We start from the raw sequence: 12,881 nt of genomic DNA on the forward strand, positions 1-12,881 counted from the left end.
AGCGACCATCGCCATCAACGGCACCACGCAGACGTTCGCCCCCGATATTGCCGCCGAGCAGCAGGCCATTCTCGATGCCATCCGCAACCCAAAACTCACGCACTAACGAAATGAGCCAAGTCAGGTCGGGGCGATCAGCCTCACCAGCGCGACGTTCATGGACCGCGCCCACGCCCTTTACGAGTCGTTGGGCTTTCGCCGCGTGCCGGAGCGGGACTGGTACGTGCCGGGCGAGGACGTGCTGCTGTGGGTGTTCCGGCTGAAGTTGTAGCACCGTCATGAACGGCCGCCCTTTGAAATGCCGACAGTAGTGGCTACCTATTCCAGACTGCTCCGAGACCTCGGATCCAAAGCAGATAACGTGAGTAATCCCTCAGCTACGCGTAGTCATAAGAAAATTCACTTCGTTCATCCATCAAACCCTACGAGGGGATGTAATCGCGCAAATATTCTCGAAGTGCCTCGTCATGAACATACACGTAGGTGCCATGCATGCCCCTCGTCATAAGAACCGCATATATGTTTGTGATGTATCTAAGCAAATCTGCGTCCGTGTAAAACAGCCCAAGCTTGGGATTGTTTTCCTTACCTTTCTTGTCGAAGTAACTAGCACGATCGACGACGATAGACTGGGTTTTCAAATCAAATCGAAGATCAGGTCCGATAATCACACCCGCATAATTCAGGTCATATCCTTGCACTGTATGGATAGAGCCAACCTCATCCACTGAGGTGGTCGAGTTGATCCAGTCAGTTTGAGTCTGGTTCCATCGAAGAAGGTGCCCGTCGATGTCGATGTCATAAGCGCTGGGATCGCTTTTCGTTCTCCAGGGCCAGGCGAAGCCGGAAACCAGGCGCGCAAGTTGCATTTCTGACTCTCGCCTACGGATGGCTTCGTGCATGTCCCTGACATCGTCGAAGAATCTGAAATCGTAGTCATCAAACCTACTGACGGCAGGAGGACGAGTGGAGAGAATTCCGCGAATGTACTTGATGTAGTCAGTCCCGCCCTTGACTCGCATTTGCGAATGCAGGCGATAGTATCTTTTCTCACCCTGCGATTTGAGCAGTAGGGATCGGACCAGGTCCTCCGGGAGGTCCGCAGGCCTTACGCTCTGCTCGGCGTCTACCAGTAGGATCTGATGCCTGCTGCTCTTGCGAATCCAGTCCAGCTGGGTGAGTGAAAGGTCGTCTGCGCCAAATAGGGCTTCGTTAATTTCGCGGAACTTCTTATTTTGAGGACCCGATGGCTGGTTGGCACGCTGGCTCAGCCTGTGAGCTTCGTCGACTATCAGCAGATCGTAGGGGTCTTCCGTGCCGGTAAGATCAAACGGGCTGAGGACCATGCCAGCGTGAAGAGACGGAGTTTTAACAAATACTTTTCTGATGGTGGACCGCAGTGACTGCTGGGGCACGACCAGACCGATTTTGAAGTTTATGAAGAGATCGCGATTTCCTTCTAGAAAGTAGTCGGAGAAGATCGAATCGCTATCAAAGTTTTCGCCATCTTGGGACAACTGAATGTCCCGCAACAACTTTATAAGGTAGATGGCAATAATTGTTTTCCCCGTGCCTGGGTCCCCTTGGATGACGCTGGTACTTGGCACGCCACGCTCCACATCGCCGAGGAGCCCATCCATGATTTCGCCGACAGCGCCCGCTTGGTCATGATTCAGAGCCTTGAAAGGTGAAAACTTGAAGAGATCACTGTTTTCAATCTCAGGGATGGAGCGTTCGAACATGCCTTCCGCGCGCAGTTCTTCAAATATTTGTTTGAATGATGCGGCATACTTAGCGCGATCGTAATAGTCCGAGTCACTAACTCCACCGTTCCCATTTAGAACCTGGTAGCGTCCGTCGCCGGCAAAGAGTCGAATCAGAAACGACTCCAGATCAAGGCATGCGGACTTATGGAAGGTGTCATCGATAACAAGGTGTACGCTGTGCAACCGACTTTTCTCAGGCGACTTTAGATGCTGTCGCATGCGGGACGAGACGCTTCTCGATTCGCCCACATACACTGCTTTCGAGTCATTTAGCGCGTACACCACCGGCCAATTGGTGAAGCGATCGCCGCTCCGGCTCATTAGTTCGATATCGCGAGCAGTGAAGTCGAGCCGTTCAATCCTAAAGCTCGTCATACTTTGAGCTCCGCCCACGAGCCTTCTCTACTGGGTACTTGATCCTGGACTCTTCCAGTTTCTCTGCGACGATCGCGTCAGGGTCCACGCCCAACCGATCAGCCAAAAGGTAGGCATAAGTCAGGACATCAGCGAGCTCCGACTGCACTCGTTTCGGCTCGGCCTCGTCACTCCACTGGAAGCATTCCAAAAGTTCGCCCGACTCTATTGAGATTGACTTCGCCAAATTTGAACTACTGTGGAACTGACTCCACTCGCGCTCCAGTACGAACTCTCGGAGCAATTGAATTACGGAATTCTGAGACACGAATTCACCGTAACATGCGGGCGTACCACCCAATCTCAAGGCCCTCCCGTCGCCGCTCGAGCTTTCTGCGACTGCAGGCCAGCACTGGATCCAACGGCCGCCCATGAAGCTGATGCCAGCGGACACCAACGTGCCCTGGACGTTTGACAGCAACCTGTTGCCAGATGAGGAGTTATGCTGCCGTAATGACTACTGAACAAGCCGCCAACGTTGAAAAGTCGGAGTATCCACGAAATGAAGAAGTAATGTGGGTGGTCCCTAGGGATGGGCGAAAGCACATAGATACTTTGCTCTTGGCAGAGGCCAAGAAACGCGTGGCGCCACGAGTTGCCGAAAACGAAAAGATCACGCCTGTGGGACCCACCTCCATAATCGAGCACTTTGCACATGAGATTAATGGCCGCCTGGTGGACCCCCAGGTCGAGCCCGTGACTATTTATGCGCAGTTGTTCAGCGTCGAAGCGAAAGACTCGGAACCTACCTCCAAGGGGCAATAGAACTGGTAGCAAATGCCGGGACCTTTTGTGCCACCGTTCACGCAGCTCATCACCGGATCGACGCCGGCGGGTATAAGGGCAGCGCCGCGAGACGCGACGGGAGCCGCACGTCCAGCCCGCGGCCTGCGGGTCATAGAAAAGGGCATTTCGGAAACCCCTTAGGAGTAGCGGTCGGAGACAGTGACCACCGGCAGGTGCGCAATACTGGTGATGCTCGATGACGTGGCATGTACCGCCGTCACCCGGAGTCAACTTCAGTTGACTCTCGGATTCTGCAGAAAGGTGCTCGCGTGAGTGTGGCACGACGAAAACTGTTTCCGAGTATCCGTTGGGAGACAATCTGGCTCGTCCATATGGTCAGCCGATCACGCAGGTAGCCCGTCAGCAAGGGCTGGAGAGCCTCTGCTGGTCCCGCGGGTTGCTACGAAAGCTGGCGCCTGACGGCGTCTGAGGAATCGTGGGCGGAGAGGGAGCTTGCGCCCGGGCTCTAATAACCTGGCGTATCCCCAGCCCTGTTCTCCTTCGTACTACTCCGGTCCGACTTCTCGCTCTTTGCCTCGCTCGTCGAGAGTGGAAGATGCAACGGCTTTCTGCACAAGCGTGGGTACGCATCGTGTTGGAGTTCCAGCTTGGCTGGCCTAAAGCATTGGACAACCGTTCCCGTCTCATGGTCAAGCGCACGGACCAGCCGACGGTAAGCTACTGAACAAGCCGCAACGCGGCCCTCGATCTTTCTCCATTTCCTTCGCCATCAACCGCCAAGGGAACCAGTCCGAACATATGGGCATTGAGTTCGGACACGTCTATATGGAGCTCCTTAGCGATGTCCGCAGGAGAAGTCCCATCGGCCCTCAGAGCCGAGAGTATCTTTCTAAGCACCTGTGAAGTTTCAGGAATCATAGCGTTTTGAGGTTCGCCTCTTCGATAGCCGGCACGCGAAAGCTGAATGCACATATCGCGATAGCCCCACTCCGTCACCATGCCCAGTTCTCGAAGGCGGTGAGCTAGAGCCATGGCGGCTACACGCCAGCGCTTCTTTGATTTGATGACTGTCTGCGAACCGACGTTCCAGAGAGGGAACGACATGACATCTTCCTTTGGCATCAGGAAGGCCGCCGCAAAGCGGTGCGCCTGCGCCTCCGCTTCCCGACCGGATGGGGAGTTTTCCTCGGCGTGAAGAACCAAGTGTCCAAGTTCGTGGGCGGCGTCGAATCTTTGCCGTTCCCCGGACTTTGATGTGTTCATGAGGACAAATGGAGTCTTCCGATGGAAAAAGCTGAAGGCATCGATCTCCACCACGTCCATGGCCAAGCTGAAGATGCGGACGCCATGTGCCTCCAATACGTCCAACAGATTAGGAATTGGCGCAGTTCCAAGACCCCATCGCTCTCGCACTACTCGCGCAGCGGTCTCGGGATCGTAACCGGAAAGGGTGGGCAAATCCGGTGCCGGCAACGTGAAGCGCTCGCTCATCCAAGTGGACAACTCCACTGCAATCCGGCCAGCCGAGATGGCAGAATTCCGAAGCGATGCTGACGTCTTGGACATGGCTCTGAAGCTGACAGTCGCCGTAGGAATTTCATCAACATCAGGCGCCAGAAAAAAGTCCACAGGAAAGTTCAGCTCGTTGGCCAGGAGGTCCAAAGTCTCAGCGTGAGGTCCTCGCTCATCCGTTTCCCACCTAGTAATCGTCTTGGCATTGACATCAAGCTGCTGAGCAAGCCTTGAGCGCGTCAAGCCTCTACGCTCTCGTGCCAAGGCGAGGCGGGACGGATTCCACCTTGACGGGCTGATGGTCACAACCGGCTCACGGGGATGTCGATCCCGGTATCTGGCGACTCAGGCGCGATCAAGTCGATATCGATGACCGTTCCGTCATTCGGCACCGGGCGGAGAATGATTCGCTCGTCCCATCCTGCAATCCGACCGTGGCTGTCGAATCCCGTGGGCTTGGAAATCTCAGTTCGAATTTCATGCTCGTTAACAAAGACCATCAGAGTCCAGAGGGAATATCCCGAGTAGGGGTCAACGGGTCCTTGGGGCGCTTCGATGCCGTAGCCATCGAAATCGAATGCAGTCTGGTTGTTGTCGACTGCCGCACGCACCGCTACACCCTTCGGGTACTTCGAACGCGGGTATTTTTTGAAGGTAAGGTAGGAAAGCCCAGTAGCCTCGTCGCCGCTTGTGACAATCAGTACAACCCGACGCTCGTCGTTCACGAGTCGACAGATGTTCTGCTTATCATCCCGGCGCCACCCGCGCGGCCTCAGCACCTGAGAGAGCGCACTTACCAATTCGAAGTAGCGCACCGACCCTGGGGAGCCTGGGGGATATAGCCCTCCATCAAATTCCTGCGCTGCATGGTGGGCGCGCAAGACAACCCGATCACGGATGTCCGACTCACTTAGGTCGAACGTGCGAAGCAGCCTCTCCTCTACAGTTTCCGGCTGACGTTCAGCATAGAGTTCCATATTGCTCCGCTCCGTAAGAATGTCCGATTTTTGGACCTCGTATGAGGTAACGAAATCAGACATTCGCCGCTTTGTCCAGTCGCCATCCTTGTCACGAGGTTGGTCGTTGGCTGTAATCCAGAAGCGTGGCGTGTCCCGAAGACCACCGGCACGGAGGATTAGTGGATGGGCCTTCCGTTCAAGACGGAGCACCCGAGGTGTGGATAGCAAGGTCTCAGGGGAGCTGCGTCGGCCCGCCATGATCGCCATGTTTCATCCAGCAGAGAACCCTTCATGGCTGGGCCAGCCAGGGCACACTCGCAAGTCGTGCAGGCCCCCATAGGGCGGCCGAAGCCGCGGTACGAGCACAAGCATCAGGAGGGAGGCGTAGACTTCTAGAGCCAAACCTTTATGGAGAGATGGCGCTCGGGTTGAGGAGCGGGGCTGGCACCAACCGTCCCAAGCCAACTCCGCGGCCCCTCGAAACATCCCGCAAACAATCCACGACCCGAAGAAGTGGCAGATTCCGGCGGAACATCTGCATCATCTGAATTCATTTTGACTATGAAGCCCCCGGAATGACGCATGTTCCGGATGTTCACTGTAGCGGTGAGGAGGCTCAACCTCTCGCCCTCACCATTAGTAAGCGAAAGGGTCGGAGCACCTCAGTGAGCTACGGCTGCCGCTGCTGCGAACACATCGGCCGGCATGGAACGATGCAGCTTCCAGGTGATCGCGATGGGTTTCTCACCCACGTGCTGCACGTAGTCCACCTGGCCCAGGCACATGTACGGAACTGTCAGTCCGGTCTCATCGTCCGCCGTGTTCCTGGTGAAGATCAGAATCTTTGAGCCGTGGGAGGCCCGGTCGAGATAGCGCCGTCCCGTCGGGCTGCCAGACGAGGTAGCGTTCTGCGACTCCCAGTGGAACAGTTCCGGACTGATGGCGTAGTCCTTGTACATCGTGGTCGCCGAATGCTTCTTGTCATCCTTGCTAAGGGTAACAAAGAACGCATCCGTGGAAGTTGCAGGACACCATGCAACGCCCTCGCGGTGCTGCACGTTCTTGCCCTGTTCCAGCGAGCCGTACTGCAACGCCGCCAACACCTCCTCGCGCCGATAGGTAGCGTGGGACAGCAGCGGAATGTGCTGCAACCCTGCGCCAAGGCTCTTCGCTGCATGCTTCGAGGCCGCCACTCCCAGCTTCACTACCTGGCGGATCTCGTGGCACACAAACTGGTAGCTCCGCAGGTGGTCCAGGCCGTCGTCATACGTCTTGAATCCTCCGCCGTTATCCCACAGCGTGTAGAAAAGCATGCGTGCGAAAGCCTTCTCACGTATGCCAAGCTCCGCATAACGGGGGGCGTCGGGAGCGACCAGCATGGAATAAGCGGCAGCACGTTCCGCATCGTCCACGTGAATCAGCGTGGCCATGCGGCTCAGCAGCTTCTTCTCCTCCGCGTCCGACAGCTCCTCGAGCTTCCCCCGCAACACGGTCTCCAGTGGTGAAACCCCCTCGATCAGCCCTGCCTGCCGGAGGTAACCGGTCCACGAGTCCCTGGTGGAGCGGTAGACCGTCTTCACGTCGTTCCCCGACTGCTCCAGATAGGCCTCGAGCTCCGTCTCGGCGTACGAGGCAATGTCCCGGACCAACTGTGCCCGGTTGAACCGCAGCTGTGCCTTGATGTTGTCCAGCACTACCTTCTGCGCCACCCGGTCCAGCACGATCTGCGAGCCGGACGGCAGGAACGGGAACTCATCCTCGACAGCCTTCTCCAGCTCCTTGCGGCCGTAACCGGTTAGCGCCCGGTAGCGCAGATCAAAGCGGAATTCACGGCGCTGCTGGCCAATGAAGTCCAGGACCGTCAGCACCGCTTTGCCCTCTGAGCGTCGCAGCCCACGTCCCAGCTGTTGCAGGAAGACCGTGGCGCTCTGCGTGGGCCGGAGCAGCAGGATGGTGTCCACCTGCGGCAGATCGAGACCTTCGTTGAAAAGGTCGACGGCGAAGATGCAGTTGATCTCCCGCTGCCCCAGGCGCCGGAGGGCTTCCTCCCGGTCAGTATTGTCCGTGGTGCCATCGACGGCGACGGACGCAATGCCGGCCCGATTGAACACCTCGGCCATGTATCGGGCATGCTGGACGGAGACGCAGAAGCCGATGGCCCGCATCTGATCGGTGCTGGTGACCTTGTCCCGGAGTTCACGGATCACCTTGGCGGCGCGGGCGTCATTGCCCGTATAGAGGGCGCTCAGCTGCGTGGTGTTGTAGTTGCCGCGCTTCCATTCCAACTGGCTCAGGTCGATGTCATCCGAGACGCCGAAGTAGTGGAACGGCACCAGCAGATCAGCGTCGAGCGCGTCCCAGAGCCGGAGTTCACTGGCTGTACGGCCGTCGAAAAACTGTTCGGCGACGTCGACTCCATCGCCGCGTTCCGGAGTCGCCGTCAGTCCGAGGAGCTCCTGCGGTTTCAGATGATCCAGCAGGCGGCGGTACGTGGGCGCCATGGCGTGGTGGAACTCATCGATGACCACGACGTCGAAGAAGCCACGTTCCAGCTGCTCAATACCGAGAGATGAAAGCGACTGGACGGACGCGAAGATGTGCTTCCACTCTTGCGGCTTGTGCTCCCCCACGTAGAGTTCACCGAAAGCGCCGTCCTGCATGACGTCGCGGTAGGTGCGCATTGCCTGCTTCAGGATCTCCTGCCGGTGGGCGACAAACAGCAGCTTCAGACTTCTGCCGGCAGCCTCGGAGAGACGTTTGTAGTCCAGCGCTGCAATCACAGTTTTTCCGGTACCAGTGGCCGCGACCAGGAGGTTGTGGTTGAAGCCCTTGAGCCGCTCGGCTTCCAAGTCCTCCAGCATTTCCTCCTGATGCAAGAACGGCTGGACCTCAAGGCCGGTGGCGGCATCCGGAGCCGCCATGCGACGTCCACCGTTGCGCTCCAGTGCAGCGTCCAGCTTTTCGCCGTCGCGCTCCGGGTCATAGCTCTGGAAAGCCCGCTGCTCCCAGTAGCTGTCGAAGGTAACCTCAAACTTCTGCAGGAGAGCGGGTGTTGCGACGGAACTGAGCCGGACGTTCCATTCCAGCCCGTCCAGGAGGGCAGCCTGGCTCAGGTTGGAGCTGCCTACGTAGGCGGTGTCGAATCCGGTGCTACGGCGGAACAGCCAGGCCTTGGCATGCAACCGAGTTGCCTGAGTTTCGTAGCTAATCTTTACCTCGGCCCCGTACCGGTTGACGAGCTCGTCAATAGCTCTGCGTTCGGTGGCACCCATATATGTAGTGGTAATGAACCGGAGCTTGGCGCCGCGTTCTTTCAGTTGTGCAAGGGCGGGCTCCAAGAGCCTCAGCCCGGTCCACCGCACGAAGGCGCAGAGAAGGTCCACCGTGTCAGCGGACTCCATCTCGGCCCGAAGCTCGGCGGCGAGGTTGGGATCGTCCTTGCTGTTAGTCAGCAAAGCGGAATCGCTCAGCTTGGTCTTAGGGCGGCGCAGGCTGCGACGTTTGAGCTTATCCGGGCGATGGAGAGACTGGAGCTGAGTTGGACCCGGTGCGATGCGGTTTCGGGTGTCCAGTTCCTGGAGAAGCCTGTTCGCGAGGGCGACTCGATCGGTGGGTTTGGCTGACGCGAGGGCTCGCCGGACGGCGTCCGCGACGTGGCGGGTGAGTACGTCCGGTGAGTCTTCGTCCCCTACGTCCGCGAAGACTGGCTGGAGTCCTTGCTCTTGCTTCAGATGGTCACCGAGCAAATCCGTGTTGAGCAGCTCGTACAGGCCCTCGGGCAGCCGCCCCGCTGCCAATCCCCCAATAAAATCAGTCACTGCGCCAGGATATTCGAAACGTGCAGTATGTCGCGGAACTGATTGATCCATGCGGGGGTCATCTATGGGCCCCCAATACTGAGGAGAAGGTGAAACACGCCGATCCCTTGCCGCTACTCGTGCACGTCCACAGTTTCAATCAGCCGTGTCTACGGGGCGACCGTCTGTTACGGTTCCGTATGGACGCGGGCCCCTTACGTTAAACTCAACTGTGTGCTTGGTCGCGGTAAGAACAAGGAACCGCTCTGTGTGGCAACTGAGCTTGCACGATACCGAGTGACCTGTCAAAAAGTCCCCTTCAATTGCTGTAAACCACCCGCTATCTAGACAAGTTCTTGGACTCGGCATGGTCACGTTCTAAAGGCCTACCTGAGCTAACGTCGGCCGGAAATTCCTAGGAATGAAATGAAACTAAGCCACACGGAAAGTGCTTTGGCCTGGCTGAAACAGTTCCCGGCAGAAGAACAAATAACAGCCACATTACTAGTGGACGCTATACAGATAACTACTACTGATCAAATAAAATCCGACGTCGAAGCGGCCACGCAGGAAATAGTAGAATCGTCCGAGAATTTGTTTTACGTCGCTCCTGTTGTATCCATGGAAGACATCAGGGATCATCTCAACCTCGACCAGCACGATCCTCGTATTCCGGCCATGTTCGACGAATTTAGAGCACACGAAATCCTCAATCGGGATAGCGGATCCGAGAACTACCTAGCCCTCGTAGCCCGCGACATTAGGCGAAAATTCCGACCCCAGGCTGACGTCACAGGTAACGCCACTGACTTTCAACTCGTTCGGACTACTGAAAATCAACTGGGGTTCATCTTCATTGTTGACAACTCAATGTCCGGAAAACAAGTCACCGACTTCATGGAATCCTTTTGGAAGAGTGCAGCAGTCGATAGTCTCCTCAAAATGCATGCCAAAAGAGTTCAAGTGCATCTCATTTGCTGGGGGGCGACGCCCGAAGTTATTGCGAAGCTTGACTCGGGTCCGGAATGGCTGAAGGTGAACCGTGTCATCGTGGCCGAAGTGCCCACAGTCGCAACTGCCTTCCCTGAAGGCGAAGCCTTGAACGAAGTTATGCGCCTGGTACAAAAGTATCCTAAGACAGCAAACCCCGACAAAAAGGGGAAACGTGGCTTAGGTTTCGGAGATGCCGGCGCCCTCTTTCTTCCACTTGGTTCTTCCGCACCAAATAACATGCCGGACCTCTTGATTCGAGGCGGCAAAAAATCCAACACTTACTACGCTCTATTTCCGAACCGACTAATTCCTTCGGACGTGAAAGCCATGACTCCCGATCCTAGTCCCTTGCCCGTCCGAAATGTACAGCAGTTCAATGAACGGCTGCGAGCAAAGCGACTTGTAACAGCGGCCAAAATTTGTGGCAATGGGAAGTCAAAGCTTTGGGCCATGATTTTGCTAATGGCGCTTGACTATACTCCATCGCAGATACGCGGCGAGCTGGGCCTCTCGTATCCGGAAAGCAAAAAAGTGTTGACGAAAATCGTGACGGTAGGATGGGCCACCGAGGCCTTCACGCTTACCGCTGAAGGGAATAACGGACTTCGAAACTTCGGCAGGAGAGAAAATTATTCCGAGTTCAGGCAAGGCATTCGGTTCATGAGCAAGGAATTTGACGAACCAAAAACTGTCTACTACCCTAAATCTGTGCGTGGGGTGAAATAACCTAGTTCAAAGGGGCGTCATTGACCCCCATTTTACTCAGCTACGTTGAGTGGCTGCAGATAATCCTTCCGAAGGAAGGGGTATCGTGTGTGAGCGGAGCTTGTACTTGTGCAGAGTCACTACATGCCGGCCCTACTAGCCAGCAGCATGCACAATTACAACACAATCAACAAGACACGATAATAATCGTTCCGGCATGAAGGGATCGATGGTAGGTGAGCGTTTCATCCCACGCATTCACCGAAGGCTTGTTCGCCGCTGGTGGGAGTCCTGCCCTGCTGCGCCAGATACACAGAGTCAACTTCGACTGCGGCAACGCCGGCGTAACCCCGTTGTACACCTTAGGTCATTTGGCTTTTCTCTCCGCAGTCCCGCACGGAGTCTTGCGCAGGATGCTATTGGAAACAAAGTCCCACTACACTGAGCAACGCCTTGCAAAAAAGAAGCCAGGAACCGGGTACCGTACCATCCGCATCCCTAGCCCTGCACTTTTGAAAGTACAACGCTTCATACTGGGACGTTGCCTGCCGCCAGGTCCCAGCAGCCCCATCTCCTACGCCTACACCCGCGGGCGAGGGATTCGCGATGCTGCGGAACGGCATGTAGGCGCCCGCACGGTCATTAAGTTAGATTACTCTGATTTTTTCAGCTCCGTTGGTAGCAAGGCCGTATATCGTGTTTTTGAGTCAGCGGGTTATCCGGAACTTTTAGCGTTTGAAATGGCAATGCTGTGCACGTACGGCGCGACGATACAGCTGAATAATGAAGTGAATGGCAATCGGCCTTACAAGAATGTTTCTCGAAGATTCCTTGCCCAAGGTGCCCCAACGAGTGGCGCACTCTCAAACTTCGCTCTCAGGAGTTTAGATAAAAGTCTTGGTGAGTTTGAATTATCCGGATTCACCCTTACACGCTATGCAGATGACATAACTATATCTAGCCCTCGGACTATGACCCAGAAGGAAGTTGGTTCACTTATTAGAAACATTACCGAACTTAGCTCCACTTATAACCTTAGCTTGAATAAGAGTAAAACGCAGGTCCTTCGAAACAAGAATAGCTTCAGAATCCTTGGACTTTCTGTTACATCCAGCGGAGTCGGACTGACTCGCCCCTACAAAAGAAGCTTTGAATCCGAGCTTTTTGGAATTAAAAAAGGCGGCTTATCAAATCAAGCGATTTATAGGGGCTATTCTAGCCCAATGGACTACATAGCTTTCTTATGGGGTCACGTCGCATTCGCAAAAGGCATTGATCCGATCTGGAGTCAGCGTATGAGTGAGCGACTTGAGAGCATGGGCGTACCATTTATTGATGCTATTGGAGTCTTCGGTAGTTCTCTGCCTTGACATATCGCTCCCCGTGTCGCTGCTCATCGACCAAATAATCAATAGACCTCCTGAAGTTCCTGCTACGCATGAATATCCGTGCGAGTATCGCCCAGTTGTTCGCAGCACCGGAAGGGCTCGCCCCACCGACGCGCCCTTCGTGAGCCCTGAATCAGGAAATGATCACGGCAATCGCCTCAGTCGATGAGAACCGGAGGTTTAGCGTCGGCCGCGGCCTCGAACCGGACATGTACCTTGTTTTTCCGGTGATTCAGCCAGTTCGCCACCGTCAGCGGTACCACAAGTCCAAACGTGCTCAGCAGCTGGGGACGGGAATCCTTGCCCATAAGGCCCACCGTGAAGATCGCCGCGAGGATCAGCAGGCCAAGGGAAGTCAGCCACGGGAAGCCCGGCATCCGCAGCGGAAGCGCCGTTCCCTCGCGGTTAGCATGGAGGCGCAGCGCGAGCTGGGCCAAGAGCGCTGATGTCCACACCAGCAGGCACGTCGAACCAACAATGTTGAGCAGGACCGGAAGGACCATTTCGGGGAACATCAGCTCCAGGACCACCGTGACAACGCCAAACGCGACGCTGGCCAGGACGGCAACAACCGGAACCCGGCCCTTCGAAACGGAGGCA

At 56.1% G+C, this 12,881-nt stretch carries 8 protein-coding genes and 1 pseudogene; 3 read left to right on the plus strand and 6 right to left on the minus strand.

Features of this window, described 5'->3' with window-relative positions; all coding sequences use genetic code 11:
* Positions 1-422 precede the first annotated feature (422 nt).
* Positions 423-2,159: a DUF2075 domain-containing protein gene (locus IEW19_RS22560; protein ID WP_308420033.1), complete on the minus strand. Its 1,737-nt coding sequence runs from the start codon at positions 2,157-2,159 to the stop codon at positions 423-425.
* Positions 2,128-2,448 (minus strand): nucleotide pyrophosphohydrolase, encoded by a 321-nt coding sequence (locus IEW19_RS22565; protein WP_188573787.1) that lies wholly within the window; start codon positions 2,446-2,448, stop codon positions 2,128-2,130. Before IEW19_RS22565 ends, IEW19_RS22560 begins: the two co-directional genes overlap by 32 nt.
* A gap of 185 nt (positions 2,449-2,633) precedes the next feature.
* On the opposite strand from IEW19_RS22565, the gene IEW19_RS22570 reads away from it, so the two are divergent.
* On the plus strand, positions 2,634-2,945 hold the full coding sequence (locus IEW19_RS22570; protein WP_188573788.1) for a hypothetical protein: 312 nt from the start codon (positions 2,634-2,636) through the stop codon (positions 2,943-2,945).
* A 699-nt stretch (positions 2,946-3,644) separates the two neighbouring features.
* Here the strand turns inward: IEW19_RS22570 and IEW19_RS22575 are convergent.
* The 3 genes from IEW19_RS22575 to IEW19_RS22585 all read right to left on the minus strand — a co-directional run bounded on the left by IEW19_RS22575 (position 3,645) and on the right by IEW19_RS22585 (position 9,180).
* Positions 3,645-4,745 carry a helix-turn-helix domain-containing protein gene (locus tag IEW19_RS22575; RefSeq protein ID WP_268236335.1) on the minus strand — a complete coding sequence of 367 codons (1,101 nt, stop codon included), beginning with the start codon at positions 4,743-4,745 and terminating at the stop codon, positions 3,645-3,647.
* Positions 4,742-5,479 carry a hypothetical protein gene (locus IEW19_RS22580; protein ID WP_229748710.1) on the minus strand — a complete coding sequence of 246 codons (738 nt, stop codon included), beginning with the start codon at positions 5,477-5,479 and terminating at the stop codon, positions 4,742-4,744. The genes IEW19_RS22575 and IEW19_RS22580 overlap by 4 nt, the downstream gene beginning before the upstream one ends.
* 581 nt (positions 5,480-6,060) lie before the next feature.
* Positions 6,061-9,180: a DEAD/DEAH box helicase gene (locus IEW19_RS22585; RefSeq protein WP_268236336.1), complete on the minus strand. Its 3,120-nt coding sequence runs from the start codon at positions 9,178-9,180 to the stop codon at positions 6,061-6,063.
* Between the two features lie 441 nt (positions 9,181-9,621).
* Between IEW19_RS22585 and IEW19_RS22590 the strand changes: the two genes are divergently transcribed.
* Positions 9,622-10,914, plus strand: coding sequence for a phosphoribosyltransferase-like protein (locus IEW19_RS22590; RefSeq protein WP_188573792.1), 1,293 nt, complete (start codon positions 9,622-9,624; stop codon positions 10,912-10,914).
* A 215-nt stretch (positions 10,915-11,129) separates the two neighbouring features.
* On the plus strand, positions 11,130-12,263 hold the full coding sequence (locus IEW19_RS22595; RefSeq protein WP_188573793.1) for a reverse transcriptase family protein: 1,134 nt from the start codon (positions 11,130-11,132) through the stop codon (positions 12,261-12,263).
* Positions 12,264-12,439: 176 nt separating this feature from the next.
* Here the strand turns inward: IEW19_RS22595 and IEW19_RS22600 are convergent.
* Positions 12,440-12,881, minus strand: a pseudogene (locus tag IEW19_RS22600) (amino acid transporter); the annotation flags it as partial.

It is taken from the genome of Arthrobacter liuii, assembly GCF_014639275.1.
Taxonomy (GTDB): Bacteria; Actinomycetota; Actinomycetes; order Actinomycetales; family Micrococcaceae; genus Arthrobacter; species Arthrobacter liuii.